Below are 15,243 nucleotides of genomic sequence, written 5' to 3'. Positions count from 1 at the left end.
CGATGCAACTCATCGCCTGCCCCTGGTGCGGCGCGCGCGAGGAAGCCGAGTTCCACTACGGCGGACAGGCGCACGTCCCCTACCCCGCTGCCCCGGCCGACCTCGACGACGAGCAGTGGGCCCGGTACGTCTTCTTCCGCGACAACCCCAAGGGCCCGTTCGCGGAGCGGTGGATGCACGCCGCGGGATGCCGCCGCTGGTTCAACGCCGTGCGCGACACCGCCACCCACCAGTTCCTCGCGGCTCCCCTCCTGGGCGCCGACGGTCAGGAGGCCGGCGCATGAGCAACCCGTTCCGTGTCGACGGAGCCGGCACCGTGGACCGCGGCACGACCCTGTCGTTCACCTTCGACGGAACCGCGTACACCGGTCACCCGGGCGACACCCTCGCCTCGGCGCTGCTGGCCAACGGCGTCCACCACGTGGCGACCGGCATCACCTACGGCCGGCCCCGCGGCATCATGACCGCGGGGGTCGAGGAGCCCAACGCGCTGGTGCAGATCGAGGCCCCCTTCCCCGAGCCGATGCTCACGGCCACCACCGTGGAGCTCTACGACGGGCTCGTCGCCCGGGGGCTGAGCGGCCGGGGCCGGCTGAGCAGCCGGCCCGACCCGGCCCGGTACGACACCGTGCACGCCCACTGCGACGTCCTGGTCGTCGGCGCCGGTCCGGCCGGTCTGTCCGCCGCCCTGACCGCCGCCCGGTCCGGCGTGCGCGTCGTCGTGATCGACGAACTCCCCAGCCCCGGCGGCTCGTTGCTCGGTGGCCGGGACGGTCTGGACGGCTGGGTCACCGAGGTCACGGACGAACTCGCGTCGCTGCCCGACGTCCGGCTGCTCCGGCGGACCACCGCCATCGGGTCCTACGACGACGGTCTCGTCCTCGCCCTGGAGAAGCGCACCGACCACCTCGGCGCCGCCGCGCCCGCCCATGTCTCCCGGCAGCGTGTCTGGCGTGTCCGGGCCCGGCAGGTCGTGTTCGCCACGGGCGCCTACGAGCGGCCGATCGCATTCGACGACAACGACCGCCCCGGCATCATGCTCGCGGCGTCCGCCCGGACCTACCTCAACCGCTTCGGCGTGCTCCCGGGCCGTGAGATCGCCGTGTTCACCACGAACGACAGTGCCTACCGCGCGGCGGTCGAACTCGCCGACGCCGGTGCCCGCGTCCACACCGTGGTCGACGTGCGGCAGGAGGTACCGGCCCACTGGCGCGAGGCGTGTGCCGCGCGGGGCATCGAGGTGCGGGCCGGGCAGGTGATGACCGGGACCAGCGGCACCGGGCGGATCGAGGGGGTCCGTCTCGGCCCCGAACACCTCGGCTGCGACCTGCTGCTGGTCTCGGGCGGCTGGAACCCGGCGGTGGCCCTGTTCAGCCAGTCCGGCGGACGGCTCCGCTACGACGGTGAGCTGGGCGCCTTCGTCCCGGCCGCCGCCCTGGACACGGTGCGTACGGCGGGTGCCGCGAGCGGGGTCCCCGGCCTGGCCGGGGCCCTGGCGGACGGCGCGGAGGCGGCCCGGCAGGCACTGTCGGCGCTCGGCCGGAGCGCCCCGCGGGTGGCGCTGCCGGCCGTCGCCGAGGCGCCCGCGGACGCACCGGGCGCGGTGCTCTGGCGGGTACCGAGCGCCACGGAGGACTCCCTGCAGTTCGTCGACCTCCAGCGCGACGGGACCGTCGCGGACGTCCTGCGGGCCACCGGGGCGGGCCTGACCTCGGTGGAGCACGTCAAGCGGTACACCACCATCGGCACCGCCCACGACCAGGGCCGTACCTCGGGCGTCCTCACCTCCGGCATCGTCGCCGAGGCCCTGGGCGTGGACATCGCCGAGCTGGGCACCCCGCGGCTCCGGCCGCCCGCGCTGCCGGTGGCGTTCGCCGCGTTCGCCGGACGCAACCGCGGCGCTCTGTTCGACCCGGTCCGGGTGACGTCCCTGCACGGGTGGCACGTCGAGCACGGGGCGCTCTTCGAGAACGTCGGCCAGTGGAAGCGGCCGTGGTACTACCCCGTCGGCGGGGAGACCCTCGAGGAGGCCGTGCTGCGGGAGTGCCGGGCGGCCCGTGAGGGCGTCGGCATGATGGACGGCTCCACCCTCGGCAAGATCAGCGTCCAGGGCCCGGACTCCGGCGAACTGCTGGACCGGCTCTACACCAACGTGATGAGCTCGCTGAAGGTCGGCCGGGTCCGCTACGGCGTGATGTGCGGGGTCGACGGCATGGCGCTCGACGACGGAACCGTACTGCGCCTGGCCGAACAGGAGTTCCTGGTCACGACGACCACCGGCAACGCCGCCAAGGTGCTGGACTGGATGGAGGAGTGGCTGCAGACGGAGTGGCCCGGCCTGCGGGTCCACCTCACCTCCGTCACCGAGCACTGGGCGACGATCCCGCTGGTCGGGCCGCGCTCGCGTGACGTCCTGGCCCTGGTGGCGCCCGCCCTCGACGTCGGCAACGACGCGTTCGGGTTCATGACCTGGCAGGACACCGTCGTGGCGGGCGTACCCGCCCGGGTGGCGCGGATCAGCTTCTCCGGTGAACTCGCCTACGAGATCAACGTCCCGGCCTGGTACGCGCGCACGGTGTGGGAGGCCCTGTACACGGCGGGCGGCCCCTTCGGGATCACGCCGTACGGCACGGAGACCATGCACGTGCTGCGCGCGGAGAAGGCGTACCCGATCATCGGACAGGACACCGACGGCACGATCACCCCGCAGGACCTCGGCATGTCCTGGGTGGTGTCCAGGAAGAAGGACGACTTCGTCGGGAAGCGCTCCTTCGACCGGGCCGAGAACCGGCGCTCCGACCGCAAGCAACTGGTGGGGCTGCTGCCCGTCGACGAACGCACCCTGCTGCCGGAGGGCGCCCAGATCATCGGCACCGAGACGGTGCCCGCGCCGCCGGTGCCGATGCTCGGGCACGTCACCTCCAGCTACCGCAGCGACGCCCTGGGCCGCACCTTCGCCCTCGCCCTGCTGCGCGGCGGCACCGGGCGGGTCGGCGAGACCCTCTACGTCCCGTTGGAGGACCGCACCGTCGCGGTGACCGTGACCGATCCCGTGCTCTACGACAAGGAGGGAACCCGCCGTGACGGTTGACGCCCCCGCCCGTCTCAGCCCGCTCGCCGACTGGCAGGAGGCCTTCGGCCGGCTCCCCGACGGCTTCCAGGTCCGGGAGCTGCCGTACCTCACCCAGCTCACCCTGCGGGTGACCGCGGACAGTCCCGCGGCGAAGGCGGTCGAGTCGGTGCTCGGCGTCCGGCTGCCGTGCGCCTCGCGCGCCGAGATGGCGGGCGAGGTGAAGGCCCTGTGGATGGGCCCCGACGAATGGCTGCTGGTCGCTCCGGCGGACACCGGTGAGGAGCTGGCCGGACGGCTGAGGACGGCGATCGGCGAGGAGTTCGCCACCGTCACCGACGTCTCCGCGCAGCGCACGGTGCTGTCCCTGCGGGGCGGCCTCACCCGCGACGTCCTGGCGCAGGGCTGCGCCCTGGACCTGGACCGCCGGGCGGCGCCCGTCGGCGCCTGCTACAGCACCCTGCTCGCACAGACCGGGATCACGCTGGTCGTCCGGGCGGAGGCCGCGGCCGCCGTGTGGCTGCTGGTCCGTTCCTCGTTCGCCCCGTACGCCGCCGCGTGGCTGGTCGACGCGGCCACGGAGTACGGCGGAGGGGCGGGATGACCGCCGGCGTCCCGGACACGTACAAGGAGAAGACAGCCATGAGCACCCCGTTCGTCCTGACCCTGAGCTGCCCCGAGCGCCCCGGCATCGTGAACGCCGTGACGAGCTTCCTCGTCCGGCACAGCTGCGACATCACCGAGCACCAGCAGTTCGACGACCCCGAACACGGCCGGGTCTTCCTGCGCACCGGCTTCACCAGCACCGACCGGGCGGTCACCCTGGACGGCCTGAAGGACGCGTTCGGGGCGATCGCGGACACGTACGGGATGCGGTGGGAGCTGCGGGACGCCACGGCGAGGCCCCGGGTCCTGGTGATGGTGTCGAAGTTCGACCACTGCCTGGCGGATCTGCTCTACCGCTCCCGGAGCGGCACGCTCGACGCCGACATCGCACTCGTCGTCTCCAACCACCCCGATCTGAAGCCCATGGCGGACGCGGCCGGCATCCCCTTCGAGCACATCCCGGTCACCGCCGCGACCAAGCAGCGGGCGGAGGCCCGGCTGCTGGACCTCGTGGAGGCGCACGCCGTCGACCTGGTGGTGCTGGCCCGCTACATGCAGATCCTCTCGGACGACCTGTGCAAGGCCCTCGAAGGCCGGGCGATCAACATCCACCACTCGTTCCTGCCGAGCTTCGTGGGGGCCAAGCCGTACCACCAGGCGTACCGGCGCGGTGTGAAGCACGTCGGTGCCACGGCCCACTACGTCACGGCGGACCTGGACGAGGGGCCCATCATCGAGCAGGAGGTGATCCGCGTCGACCACCGGCTCTCCGCGGACCAGCTCGTGCTGGTCGGCCGGGACGCCGAGCGGCTCGCGCTGGCCCGGGCGGTCAACTGGCACTGCCAGAACCGCATCCTGCTGCACGGCAACCGCACCGTCATCTTCAGCTGACACGGAAGGCGTCCACCATGGCCACCGCGACCGTCCTCTCCGGCTCCGCAGCCGCCGCGGACATCAAGCGTGAACTCACCGGGCGCGTCGCCGCCCTGCGGGAGCGCGGCATCGTCCCCGGACTGGGCACGATCCTCGTCGGCGACGACCCGGCCAGCCACTCCTACGTGGGCGGCAAGCACCGGGACTGTGCCGAGGTCGGCATCGCCTCGCTGCGGGTCGACCTGCCGGCCTCCGCCACGCAGGCGGACGTCGAGGCCGCCGTCCTGCGGCTGAACGCCGATCCGGCGTGCACGGGTTTCATCGTGCAGCTGCCCCTGCCCGGCACCCTCGACATGCACGCCGTCCTGGAGCTCGTCGACCCGGACAAGGACGCCGACGGTCTCCACCCGACGAACCTCGGCCGCCTCGTCCTGGGCGTCCCCGCGCCCCTGCCGTGCACGCCCCGGGGCATCCTGGACCTGCTGCGGCGGCACCATGTCCCCATCACCGGCGCGCAGTTCTGCGTGATCGGCTGCGGCGTGACCGTGGGCCGGCCGCTCGGGCTGATGCTCACCCGGCGCACGGAACACGCCACCGTGACCCTCTGCCACGAGGCGACCCGGGACGTGGCCGCGCACACCCGGGAGGCGGACGTCGTCGTGGCCGCGGCCGGGGTGGCCCATCTGGTCCGGCCCGACTGGATCAAGCCCGGCGCGACGGTCCTGTCCGTCGGTCTCACCCGCACGGTGGAGGGCATCCTCGGCGACGTCCACCCCGACGTCGACCGAGTGGCCGGCACCCTCACCAGGCCGGTCGGCGGCGTGGGCCCGATGACCCGCGCCATGCTGCTCACGAACATCGTCGAGGCGGCGGAACGGGGGGTGGGGGCGGGCGCGTGAGGCCATCCTCGCGCGGCGCGCGGCGGGCATCAGGCATCGGGGCGACGGCGACGGCGATCCGTCCGGGCCGGCGGCGGACGGTCACCACCCGGGCGGATCAGCGGACCCTCCGCCGCGGCTTCAGCGCGACCGTGGGCAGCTCCGGCGCCGGCAGCGGTGCCCCGTCGTACCCCTCCACCTCGCCGAACCGGAGCCCGCCCAGTTCCGCCATCCAGTCCGCGCGGGCCCGGGCGACCTCGTCGTGGGTGCGGCAGACGAAGTTCCACCACATGATGATCTCCTCCTCGAACGGCGGGCCGCCCAGGAGGATCACGCGGGCCGGGGTGGTGTCCGAGTCGTTGGTCAGGGTGAGGTGGTCGGGGCCGGGGTCGGCGCAGCCGAGTTCGGCGGGCTCGAGCGGGGTGCCGGCGAAGCGGACCGTGCCGGTGTCGACGAGGAGGCCGTGTTCGAAGGCGGGGTCGACGGGGAGGGTGAGGTCCGCTCCCGGGTCGAGGAGCAGCTCCGCGCCGAGGAGGGGTGTGAAGGTGCGCACCGGTGAGCTGGTCCCGGCGAGGGTGCCGAGGAAGACCCGCAGGGTGGCGCCGGGGAGGTGGACCGGCTGCGGTACGTGGTGCTGGAAGTCGCGGGGGGCGTCGCGGTGGGCGTCCGGGAGGGCCACCCAGAGCTGGACGCCGTGCAGGACCGTGGTGCGCGGGGTGGAGACCTCGGTGTGCGCGATGCCGTGGCCGCCGGTCATGAGGTTGAGCTCGCCGGGGCGGACGAAGGCGTGGCTGCCGAGGCTGTCGCGGTGTTCGATCTCGCCGCTGAACAGCCAGCTGACGGTCTGGAGCCCGGTGTGCGGATGCGGGGCGACGTCCATGCCGCCGGTCGCGGCGACGTCGTCGGGGCCGTAGTGGTCGGCGAAGCACCAGGCGCCGATCAGGCTGCGCTGCCATTGCGGGAGCGTGCGGCGGACGGTCATGGCCCGGGGTCCGCCCAGCGGTACGTCACGCGGCGTGAGAACCTCCACCTTGCTCGGCTCGCTCACCACTGGGCCCCCTCCATGGATGGTTAGATATTCAACTATGACCGGTCGGATCTTCATAGACAAGCAGAGCCCCAAGGCCTATCACGCTCTGGTGCAGACCTCCGAGGCCGTACGGACGACCGCCGCCGACGCGGGCCTGGAACGGACCGTCGTGGAGCTCGTCAACCTGCGGGTCTCTCAGCTCAACGGCTGCGCGTTCTGCCTGGACGTGCACACCAAGGCCGCGGTGCGGGCCGGCGTGGAGACCAGGCGGCTCGGTGTGCTCGCCGCCTGGCGGGACACCGCGCTGTTCTCCCCGCTGGAGCGCGCGGCCCTGGCGCTCGCCGAGGCGACCACCCACCCCACCGACGCGGACGCCCAGGAGGCCGCGTACGCCGAGGCCCGGGAGGTGCTCACCGACGACCAGATCTCCGCGGTCGTCTGGGTCGCCGTCACCATCAACGCCTTCAACCGGGTGTCCGTCCTCAGCAAGCACCCCGTGCGCTGACCCCGTCCGGTCGGCGTCCTCGACGAGTTCGAGGACGCCCTCGCCGCCCGGTCCGTGGATCCGGCCGCGGGTCGAGGCGGAGAGCGGGACCGACGACGTACGCACCCGCAGCCCCCGCTCGCCGGCCTGCCGCTCGGTGAGGCCCCCGGCCGCGATCTCGGGGTCGGTGAAGGTGACCCGGGGCTGGGCGCGGCAGTCGGCCTCTGCGCACACCCGGCCCACGCAAACCGCCGGAGGCCACCGGGTGATTGCCGGCCGCCCGGCCCGGTAAGAATCGCCGGGTCCGTCGACCGTCGCCCCCCGGAGGCCCGCCCGATGCCCGAACCCGTCACGCCCCCCGGACCCGAGTCCGTCAACGCCGCGGCCTGGCAGGCGTACGCGGTCCACCATCTGCGGCGCGGCACCGTCCTGGCGGAGGCGGAGCGGATCGACTGGGGGTTCCCGGGCGCCGGACCGGACGAGTCGTTCCTCGGGGAGCTGTCGGGGCGGCGTGTGCTGGACCTCGGCTGCGGCACGGGCCGGCACGCCGCCCGGCTGGTGCGCGCGTACGGCGCGGAGGTGGACGCGGTGGACCTCGCGCCGGGTCAGGTCGAACGGGCCCGTGCCCGGTACGGCTCCCTGCCCGGTCTGCGCCTGGTCCACGCGGACGCCGTCGCCCATCTGCGGGACTGCGCGCCGTACGACGTGATCTACTCCGTCAACGCCGTGCCGTACGTCGATCCCCGCCGGCTGCTGCCCGCGCTGGCCACCGCCCTGAAACCCGGCGGGACGCTGTGCTTCAGCGTGCTGCACACCGACTCCGCCGGGGAGGGGCCGGGCGCGGAGTTCTCCGCCCGGCCGGAGGTCCTGCGGTTCGCCGGCGGCGGCGAGGCGACGGTACGGATGTGGGTGCTCGGCACCGAGGTGTGGGAGGACCTGATCGCCGGTCACGGCCTGCGCGTCGAGCGGGTGGAGACGGTCGCCGCTCCCGACCCGGCCGTCAACCCCGCGTCCTACCGGGTGTTCCGGGCCCGCCGCCCGTCGCGGATCTCCGCCCGCCCCCGCACGGCGCACCCGCCCGTGGCACACGCGGCCCTCGGCGTGGGGGCCATCCTGCACGGTCCCCGGGGACTGCTGCTCGGCCGTCACCGCCGGGGCACCTGGGAGCTGCCCGGCGGCACGGTGGAGCCCGGGGAGTCCCTGGAGGAGACGGTCGTCCGGGAGCTGCGCGAGGAGACCGGGCTGCGCGCCGACCCGGCGGACGTACGGCTCCTCGGCACCAGCCTGGACCGGGTCGGCGGCGTGGTGCGGATGACGGTCGGCGCCGTCGTCGAGCGGTGGACGGGCGACGCGGCCGACCAGCCGGGCGAGAGCGTCGGCGACTGGCGCTGGTATCCGCTGGACCGGCTGCCGCCGTCCCTGTTCGAGTGCAGCGCCCAGTCCCTGACGGCGTGGCGCCCGGACCTGCCGATCGATCACGCCCCGGCCCGTTTCACGCCTTACGCGGCCCCCCTCGCCGCTCCCCCGCCCGTGGGCTGACCGGTCCGGGCTGTACGCCAACACCCCCTAGCACGAACCGCACGGCGGCACGCCCGAATGCCGCGGGAAGACACCCGGATTCGTGGTTCTGTCACCCGTTCTCGTGGTGCTGCCCGCTTGCCTTCTGGCGGTCGGTCCCCTGGCCCGTGAGAAGGTTGCGGCCCCATCCAGTCAGGGGATTTCATGACAAGACGTCATATCCGGTCCCGATCACGCCGTACGGCGGCGACCCTGCTCACCGCACTCGGCACACTGGCCGGCGCGGTCCTCGCGGGGGCCGCGCCGGCCGGTGCCGCGAGCTGGACCCCCGTGGCGCCGGGCGTGACCTACCGTCAGTACGACGTGTCGGCCTCCGCCGGAGTCGCCCGCGTCCATGTGCTCGACGTGGACCTCGCCGACAGCCGGGTGCGGCTGGGCCTGCTCTACCCGGGGAAGGTCGCCTCCCGCGCCTCCGTCTCCGCGATGGCCGACGCCCAGCAGGCCGTCGCCGGGGTCAACGGCGACTTCTTCAACGTCTCCGAGACCCAGCACCCCGGCGTGCCGGTGACGGGGGCGAGCGTGGGTCCGGCGATCGCGGACGGCAGGGAGCTGAAGGCGGCGGTGCCGAACGGCCAGCGGTTCGGGCCCGCGCTGCCGCGGGGCACCAGCACCCGGGCGGTCCTCGGGGTCGGTGCGGACGGCCGGGCCCGGCTGGACACGCTCACGCTCGACGGCACCGTGACCGCGGCGCCGGGGCAGCTCAGACTGGCCGGGCTCAACCAGTACGCGCTGCCGGAGAACTCCGTCGGCGCGTTCACCGCGGACTGGGGCAGCGCCTCGCGCAAACGGGCCACCTGCGGCACCGACACCAGCCGGGGCGCGCCGTGCAGTACGCGCACCCACGAGGTGACGGTCCGCGACGACCGGGTGGTCGCGGTCTCCACGGCGCCCGGCAGCGGCGCGGTCGCCGCGGGCACCACGGTCCTCGTCGGCAGGGAGGCGGGCGCGCAGCAGCTGAGGGTGCTGAAGGTGGGCGACCGGGTGACGGTGCGCTACGGGCTCACGTCGGGCTCGCGGACGGCGTACCGCTTCGCCATCGGCGGGCAGCCGCTGCTGACGGGCAGACAGCCGCTGGCGGGACTGGACACGCGCACCTCGGCCGTGCGGACGGCGGTGGGCATCGGTGACGGCGGCCGACGGGTGTTCCTGCTCGCCCTCGACGGCGGGAGCGCCTACCGCAGGGGCCTGACGGTCGCCGAGGTCGCCTCGGCCCTGAGGAACCTCGGGGCCACCGAGGGCTTCGGACTGGACGGCGGCGGCTCCTCGACCCTGGTGTCCCGGCCTACCGGCTCGACCAGGGTCGGCGTCCGCAACCATCCGTCGGACGGGGTGGAGCGGTCGGTGGCCAACGGCATCGGGGTGTTCACGTCGTAGGGCCGGTCCCCCACCGGGTCCGGAGCGGCCTCAAGGGCGAAGGCTGCCGACGAGATCGGCCGTCGCCATGAGGCCGCTGTGGATGGTGGGGGCCATGCTGGTGCCGGCGAGGAAGAAGCCGAGCAGCAGACAGGTCAGGGCGTGCGAGATCTTCAGTCCGCTGTTGCGCATGAAGACGACCGCAAGGATCAAGAGCAGCAGCACCACGGAAATGGAAATGGCCATCGTCAACCTCCTCCATCACGTCCGCTTTCGCGGCGTTCGGCCGCAAGTGTGGCGTAACGGAGGGTTCATCCGGGCGGCTGGCCTGTCGTCCGAACGGGTGGTGTCCGAGCCCCGGGCTACCGGTGTGCGTCGAGGAAGGCCTCCAGACCGGCCAGGTCGTCGGTGTTGAGGTAGTCGACGCCGGCCGCGAGGAGTTCGGTCCACAGGGCGTCACGCTCGGGTCCGGCCAGGTCGGGCGTGGCCCAGAAGCGGACCTGCTGCCCGCGGGCGTGGGCGGTGTCCACGATCGCGCGCAGCCTGGTCCGCTCCGCCTCGGGGAAGGCGCCCACCCCCGACCAGGTGAAGTTGAGGGTCCAGTTGTCGCTGATCAGGGAGGCGAAGGAGGCCTCGCTGGTGCCGAGGTCGGTGAGCCTGCCGTCGTAGAAGGCGCGGCGGACGGTCTGTGCCGCCATGGGGACGCGGGCGGCCCGGTCGCCGGAGACGACCGCCGTGACGGGGCCGCGCCGCACCGTGCCGCGGGAGTACGTCGTGAACAGGTGCCGGTAGCGCTTGAGCAGTGCGTCGAGGGCGAGGTAGGTGGAGGACCCCTCGGTCTTGATGTCGATGAGCAGTTGCAGCGGCTGCCGGTGACCCCGGTACACGGAACCGCCGTTGGCCTTGACGCGGGCGGCGAGCGGGGCGAGGTAGAGGCCTTCGAGGGTGCGGGCGGGGTCGAGTCGGTCCACCGAGTGGGCGACGAGGAGGTCGCCGTCGACCAGGAAGATGTCGGCCTCGACGCTGCCGAAGCGGTGGTCGAGCGCGTCGAAGAGGGGGCGCGGGTGTTCGTAGTCGTTGTGGGCGTGGGCGCGCCACAGCGGGCGGGGGCCGTGGTGCCGGCCGTCGGCGAACGCGCTGCCGGCGGGCGGTGCGAGGACCGCGGCGGTGGTCGCGGCGAGACCGGTGAGCACTCTGCGGCGGGTGACGTGGGCCATGGTGTTCCTCCCTGTGGGGCGGGTTGGGACCACAGGGAGTATGGAGCCGTGCGGCCCCCAAGGAACCTGTACCTGCCAGGAGTTGGCCGGACCGCCGCGGTGCGTTCACTCCTTCCGTCCAGCCGCACGGAAAAGCCCGCCCCAGGTGGGGCGGGCTTCACCGCGGGGACGGCGACGGGGGTCAGGGGGCCTGGAGATCGACCAGTTCGGCCACGGCGGTCCGGTGGGCGCCGGCCGTGCCGTAGGCGATCGCGTCGGACTTGGCCCGCTTGAGGTACAGGTGGATCGGGTGTTCCCAGGTCATACCGATCCCGGCGTGCAGTTGCAGCGCCTCCTCGGCGGTGTGTACGGCGACACCCGCCGCGTAGGCCTGGGCGACCGCCACCGTGAGATCGACGTCCGCACCGGTCGCGAGGGCGTCGGCGGCCCCGCGGGCGGCGGCCCGGAGGTTGACGACCTCCAGCCAGAGCTGGGCGAGCCGGTGCTTGAGCGCCTGGAAGCCGCCGACGGGCCGGTTGAACTGCTTGCGCTCCTTGAGGTAGCGCACGGTCTCGGTCAACAGCCAGTCGGCCAGGCCCAGTTGTTCGGAGGCGAGCAGTCCGGCACCGGCGCGCAGCGCCCGGCGCACGGCGGGTCCGGCATCGCCGACGCGGCGGCCCGGGGCACCGGTGAGGGTGACGGTGGCGAGGGGACGGGTGAGGTCGAAGGCGATCTGCGGGGTGACGGTCACCGTGCCGGTGTCCGCGGCGGAGACGGCGTAGAGCCCGCCGTCCTCGGCCGGCACCAGCAGCACGTCGGCGGCTGTCGCGTCCGCGACGCCGGTCACCTCCCCGTGCAGGGCGCCCCCTTCGACGCGTACGGCGGTGAAGGCGGCGCCGGGGGCGAGGTGCAGTCCGACCGCCAGCGCGCCGATCGTCCGGCCGGACGCCAGCCGGCCGAGCAGTTCCTCGTCGCCGCAGGCGAGCAGCGCCTCGGTGGCGACCACGGCACTGGTCAGATAGGGCACGGGGGCGACGGCGCGGCCCAGCTCCTCCAGGACGACGGCGACTTCGCGGTGGGTGGCGCCCTGGCCGCCCAGTTCCTCGGGGATCAGCAGGCCCGCGAGTCCCATCCCGTCGGCGAGCGCCTTCCAGGCCGCCAGGTCGTGCGGGGCGTCCGACTCCGTGCGGGCGATGACCCCGGGGGCGTCGCAGTGGTCGGCCAGCAGGTCGCGTACCGCCGACCGCAGCGCCTCTTCCTCCTCGGAGTAGAGAAGATCCGACTGTGTGCTCATCGGGCGAGGTCCTTCCACGCGACGTCCTTGTCGGTGCGCGGCTCCGCGGGCAGGCCCAGGACGCGCTCGGCGACGATGTTCAGCAGGACCTCGCTGGTCCCGCCCTCGATGCTGTTGCCCTTGGAGCGCAGGTAGCGGTATCCGGCGTCCCGTCCCGTGAAGTCCACCAGTTCCGGGCGGCGCATGGTCCAGTCGTCGTACAGCAGGCCTTCCTCGCCCCGGAGTTCGACCTCGAGGCCGCTGATCTCCTGGTTGAGGCGGGCGAAGGCGAGCTTCATGCCGGCGCCCTCGGGGCCGGGCTGTCCGGCGACGAGCTGCTGGCGCAGCCGCTCGGCGGTGAGGCGGGCGACCTCGGACTCCACCCACAGCGTGAGCAGCCGCTGGTGGAGGTCGTGGGTGCGCAGCGCCGGGCGCTCGCGCCAGGTCCGGGCGACCGGGCCGATCATGCCGCCCTCACGGGGCAGGCGCATGCCGCCGATGGCGACGCGCTCGTTGTTGAGGGTGGTCTGCGCGACGCGCCAGCCGTCGCCGATCCCGCCGAGGCGGCGGGAGTCGGGGATGCGGACGTCGGTGAGGAAGACCTCGTTGAACTCGGCCTCGCCGGTGATCTGCCGCAGCGGGCGGACGTCGACGCCGGGGTCGGTCATGTCGCAGATGAAGTAGGTGATGCCGGCGTGCTTGGGCACGTCCGGGTCGGTGCGGGCGATGAGGATGGCCCAGCGCGCGTTGTGCGCCCCGGAGGTCCACACCTTCTGCCCGTTGACGACCCAGTCCCCGTCGTCCTGGCGGACGGCCCGGGTGCCGAGCGCGGCGAGGTCGGAGCCGGCGCCGGGCTCGCTGAACAGCTGGCACCACACCTCCTCGCCGATCCACAGCGGCCGCAGATAGCGCTGCTTCTGCTCCTCGGTGCCGTACTTGAGGATGGTCGGGGCGGCCATGCCGAGGCCGATGCCGTTGCGGCGGGCGTCGTTGTCGGGGGCGCCGGCCGCCTCCAGCGCGGTGTCGACGACGCTCTGGAGGGAGCGCGGGACACCGAGGCCGCCGAGGCCCTCCGGGTAGTGCACCCAGGCCAGACCCGCGTCGAAGCGGGCCTTGAGGAAGTCGAGCCGGTCGGTGCCGGCGGGTGGGTGCGCGGCCAGCAACTCGGCTGTGCGGCGGGTGAGTTCGGCGGCGTCGGTCATGCCACGGCTCCGTTCTCCAGGGTCGGGACGACGGCGACCCGGCCGGTGGTGACGCCGTCGCCGACCCGCTGCACGGCGGCGGCCGCCCCGGCCAGCGGGACGCGCTCGCTCACCAGCGGCCTGAGGGCGCCCCGGGCGGCGAGGTCGGTGAGCTGCTCGTGGCAGTGCTGGACCAGCTTCGGGTTCCTGGTGTTGTACAGGCCCCAGTGCAGACCGAGGATCGAGTAGTTCTTCACCAGGGCGTGGTTGAGGCCCGGGGTGGGGATCGTGCCGCTCGCGAAGCCGACGACCACGATCCGGCCCTCGAAGGCGACGACCTTGGTGGACTGGGTGTAGGCGTCGCCGCCGACCGGGTCGTAGATCACGTCGGCGCCGCGTCCGCCGGTGGCCTCCTTCACCGCGGCGACGACGTCCTCGGCACGCCGGTCGACGACCACGTCACAGCCCAGCTCACGGGCGACGGCGGCCTTGTCGGCGCCGCCCACGACACCGATGACGGTCGCGCCGGCCGCCTTGCCGAGCTGCACGGCCGCGCTTCCGACCCCGCCTGCGGCAGCGTGGACGAGCAGGGTCTCGCCGGCTTCGAGCGCGGCCCGGCGGTGCAGTGCGAACCAGCCGGTCTGGTAGCCGATGTGCAGGGCGGCGGCCTCGGCGTCGTCGAGCGCGTCCGGCGCGGGCAGCAGGGCGGCGGCGTCCGCGACGGCGTACTCGGCGAAACCGCCGTACGGCAGGGCCGGGTTGGCGATCACCCGGCGGCCGTCCTCGGTCTCGCCGCAGATCTCCACGCCCGGGGTGAACGGCAGCGGCGGGCGCACCTGGTACTGGCCCCGGCACATCAGCACATCGGGGAAGTTGATGTTGGCGGCACGCACCTTGAGCAGCACCTGGCCGTCACCGGGCGTGGGCCGCTCCACCTCGTGGAGCCGCATCACCTCGCTCGGCTCACCGTTCTCGTGCACTTGCCATGCCTGCATGCGGTGCCTCCACAGACTGCTTCGTCGGGGTCCATCGCATACTAAGCGGTCGCTTGCCGCCGAGGGAACCGTGTCCGCGGTAACACCGTGCTCCGAAATACCACGGTCGGGGGCGACGGCGCCGTCACGCCTTGCCGCGCGGCCGCGCCCGTACGTGCATCCGCTCGCCCTGCGGACCGAACAGGCTGAGGAACTCCACCGGCCCCTCCCCCGTCGACCCGAACCAGTGCGGCACCCGCGTGTCGAACTCGGCGGCCTCCCCCGCGGCCAGCACCACGTCGTGCTCCCCGATCACCATCCGCAGCCGCCCGGACAGCACGTACAGCCACTCGTAGCCCTCATGGGTGCGCGGCTCCGGCTCCTCGACGCCCACCGGCACCAGCACCTTGAACGCCTGGAGGCCGCCGGGCTGCCGGGTCAGCGGCCAGAAGGTGCGCCCGTGCCGGACCAGCGGCTTGGCCCGCACCCGGGGGTCGGCCACCGGGGGCGCGCCGACCAGCTCGTCCAGCGGCACCTGGTGGGCCTGGGCGATCGGCAGCAGCAGCTCCAGGCTGGGCCTGCGCAGCCCCGACTCCAGCCGGGACAGGGTGCTGACCGAGATGCCGGTCGCCTCGGACAGTGCCGCCAGGGTCACCTCCCGTTCCTTCCGGATCCGGCGCAGCCGGGGGCCCACTTCCGCGAGAACGTCTTCGGCACTCATACCGCTTATTGCAGGTTCGGCAAATT

Annotated in this window: 13 protein-coding genes and 2 pseudogenes; 7 read left to right on the top strand and 8 right to left on the bottom strand. The window is 73.5% G+C overall.

Going from position 1 to position 15,243, the window contains the following annotated elements; all coding sequences use genetic code 11:
* Nucleotides 1-2: 2 nt before the first annotated feature.
* The 4 genes and pseudogenes from U5640_RS38860 to U5640_RS38845 all read left to right on the top strand — a co-directional run bounded on the left by U5640_RS38860 (nucleotide 3) and on the right by U5640_RS38845 (nucleotide 5,448).
* A pseudogene (locus U5640_RS38860) lies at nucleotides 3-3,091 on the top strand (sarcosine oxidase subunit delta family protein).
* Nucleotides 3,081-3,674, top strand: a complete 594-nt coding sequence (locus tag U5640_RS38855) for a sarcosine oxidase subunit gamma family protein (RefSeq protein WP_340383877.1) — start codon at nucleotides 3,081-3,083, stop codon at nucleotides 3,672-3,674. The pseudogene U5640_RS38860 and the gene U5640_RS38855 overlap by 11 nt, the downstream one beginning before the upstream one ends.
* A gap of 38 nt (nucleotides 3,675-3,712) precedes the next feature.
* Nucleotides 3,713-4,567, top strand: a complete 855-nt coding sequence (purU, locus tag U5640_RS38850) for a formyltetrahydrofolate deformylase (protein WP_340383875.1) — start codon at nucleotides 3,713-3,715, stop codon at nucleotides 4,565-4,567.
* Nucleotides 4,568-4,584: 17 nt separating this feature from the next.
* Entirely contained in the window at nucleotides 4,585-5,448 is an 864-nt protein-coding gene (locus U5640_RS38845) for a bifunctional methylenetetrahydrofolate dehydrogenase/methenyltetrahydrofolate cyclohydrolase (RefSeq protein ID WP_340383873.1), read from the top strand.
* A gap of 97 nt (nucleotides 5,449-5,545) precedes the next feature.
* Here the strand turns inward: U5640_RS38845 and U5640_RS38840 are convergent, their stop codons facing one another.
* Nucleotides 5,546-6,409, bottom strand: a complete 864-nt coding sequence (locus tag U5640_RS38840; RefSeq protein ID WP_340385593.1) for a pirin family protein — start codon at nucleotides 6,407-6,409, stop codon at nucleotides 5,546-5,548.
* A 103-nt stretch (nucleotides 6,410-6,512) separates the two neighbouring features.
* On the opposite strand from U5640_RS38840, the gene U5640_RS38835 reads away from it, so the two are divergent.
* A complete protein-coding gene (locus tag U5640_RS38835; protein ID WP_340383871.1) occupies nucleotides 6,513-6,962 on the top strand; it encodes a carboxymuconolactone decarboxylase family protein in 450 nt (149 codons plus the stop codon).
* 21 nt (nucleotides 6,963-6,983) lie between these two features.
* Here the strand turns inward: U5640_RS38835 and U5640_RS38830 are convergent.
* A pseudogene (locus U5640_RS38830) lies at nucleotides 6,984-7,352 on the bottom strand (hypothetical protein); the annotation flags it as partial.
* On the opposite strand from U5640_RS38830, the gene U5640_RS38825 reads away from it, so the two are divergent.
* Nucleotides 7,278-8,480, top strand: coding sequence for a bifunctional class I SAM-dependent methyltransferase/NUDIX hydrolase (locus U5640_RS38825; protein WP_340383869.1), 1,203 nt, complete (start codon nucleotides 7,278-7,280; stop codon nucleotides 8,478-8,480). The pseudogene U5640_RS38830 and the gene U5640_RS38825 overlap by 75 nt on opposite strands.
* Before the next feature lie 183 nt (nucleotides 8,481-8,663).
* Nucleotides 8,664-9,893, top strand: coding sequence for a phosphodiester glycosidase family protein (locus U5640_RS38820; protein WP_340383867.1), 1,230 nt, complete (start codon nucleotides 8,664-8,666; stop codon nucleotides 9,891-9,893).
* A gap of 30 nt (nucleotides 9,894-9,923) precedes the next feature.
* On the opposite strand, the gene U5640_RS38815 is transcribed toward U5640_RS38820, so the two are convergent.
* The 6 genes from U5640_RS38815 to U5640_RS38790 all read right to left on the bottom strand — a co-directional run bounded on the left by U5640_RS38815 (nucleotide 9,924) and on the right by U5640_RS38790 (nucleotide 15,217).
* On the bottom strand, nucleotides 9,924-10,118 hold the full coding sequence (locus U5640_RS38815) for a hypothetical protein (protein ID WP_340383865.1): 195 nt from the start codon (nucleotides 10,116-10,118) through the stop codon (nucleotides 9,924-9,926).
* Nucleotides 10,119-10,234: 116 nt separating this feature from the next.
* On the bottom strand, nucleotides 10,235-11,089 hold the full coding sequence (locus U5640_RS38810; protein WP_340383863.1) for a phosphatidylinositol-specific phospholipase C/glycerophosphodiester phosphodiesterase family protein: 855 nt from the start codon (nucleotides 11,087-11,089) through the stop codon (nucleotides 10,235-10,237).
* Between the two features lie 181 nt (nucleotides 11,090-11,270).
* Nucleotides 11,271-12,362: an acyl-CoA dehydrogenase family protein gene (locus tag U5640_RS38805; RefSeq protein WP_340383861.1), complete on the bottom strand. Its 1,092-nt coding sequence runs from the start codon at nucleotides 12,360-12,362 to the stop codon at nucleotides 11,271-11,273.
* Nucleotides 12,359-13,543: an acyl-CoA dehydrogenase family protein gene (locus U5640_RS38800; protein WP_340383859.1), complete on the bottom strand. Its 1,185-nt coding sequence runs from the start codon at nucleotides 13,541-13,543 to the stop codon at nucleotides 12,359-12,361. Before U5640_RS38800 ends, U5640_RS38805 begins: the two co-directional genes overlap by 4 nt.
* Entirely contained in the window at nucleotides 13,540-14,517 is a 978-nt protein-coding gene (locus U5640_RS38795) for an NADPH:quinone oxidoreductase family protein (RefSeq protein WP_340383856.1), read from the bottom strand. Before U5640_RS38795 ends, U5640_RS38800 begins: the two co-directional genes overlap by 4 nt.
* A gap of 124 nt (nucleotides 14,518-14,641) precedes the next feature.
* Nucleotides 14,642-15,217, bottom strand: coding sequence for an XRE family transcriptional regulator (locus U5640_RS38790; RefSeq protein WP_340383854.1), 576 nt, complete (start codon nucleotides 15,215-15,217; stop codon nucleotides 14,642-14,644).
* Between the last annotated feature and the right edge of the window lie 26 nt (nucleotides 15,218-15,243).

Origin of the sequence: Streptomyces sp. SS7 (genome assembly GCF_037993025.1) — a bacterium.
Taxonomy (GTDB): domain Bacteria; phylum Actinomycetota; class Actinomycetes; order Streptomycetales; family Streptomycetaceae; genus Streptomyces.
Note: the sequence above shows the minus strand (reverse complement) of the source record. Positions and strands in the feature narration are given on the sequence as shown.

What these genes read in the sequence shown, in the direction of transcription:
- purU (WP_340383875.1), top strand. Translation starts at nt 3,713, where the DNA reads ATGAGCACCCCGTTCGTCCTGACCCTGAGCTGCCCCGAGCGCCCCGGC.
- U5640_RS38845 (WP_340383873.1), top strand. Translation starts at nt 4,585, where the DNA reads ATGGCCACCGCGACCGTCCTCTCCGGCTCCGCAGCCGCCGCGGACATC.
- U5640_RS38840 (WP_340385593.1), bottom strand. Translation starts at nt 6,409, where the DNA reads ATGACCGTCCGCCGCACGCTCCCGCAATGGCAGCGCAGCCTGATCGGC.
- U5640_RS38835 (WP_340383871.1), top strand. Translation starts at nt 6,513, where the DNA reads ATGACCGGTCGGATCTTCATAGACAAGCAGAGCCCCAAGGCCTATCAC.
- U5640_RS38825 (WP_340383869.1), top strand. Translation starts at nt 7,278, where the DNA reads ATGCCCGAACCCGTCACGCCCCCCGGACCCGAGTCCGTCAACGCCGCG.
- U5640_RS38820 (WP_340383867.1), top strand. Translation starts at nt 8,664, where the DNA reads ATGACAAGACGTCATATCCGGTCCCGATCACGCCGTACGGCGGCGACC.
- U5640_RS38815 (WP_340383865.1), bottom strand. Translation starts at nt 10,118, where the DNA reads ATGGCCATTTCCATTTCCGTGGTGCTGCTGCTCTTGATCCTTGCGGTC.
- U5640_RS38810 (WP_340383863.1), bottom strand. Translation starts at nt 11,089, where the DNA reads ATGGCCCACGTCACCCGCCGCAGAGTGCTCACCGGTCTCGCCGCGACC.
- U5640_RS38805 (WP_340383861.1), bottom strand. Translation starts at nt 12,362, where the DNA reads ATGAGCACACAGTCGGATCTTCTCTACTCCGAGGAGGAAGAGGCGCTG.
- U5640_RS38800 (WP_340383859.1), bottom strand. Translation starts at nt 13,543, where the DNA reads ATGACCGACGCCGCCGAACTCACCCGCCGCACAGCCGAGTTGCTGGCC.
- U5640_RS38795 (WP_340383856.1), bottom strand. Translation starts at nt 14,517, where the DNA reads ATGCAGGCATGGCAAGTGCACGAGAACGGTGAGCCGAGCGAGGTGATG.
- U5640_RS38790 (WP_340383854.1), bottom strand. Translation starts at nt 15,217, where the DNA reads ATGAGTGCCGAAGACGTTCTCGCGGAAGTGGGCCCCCGGCTGCGCCGG.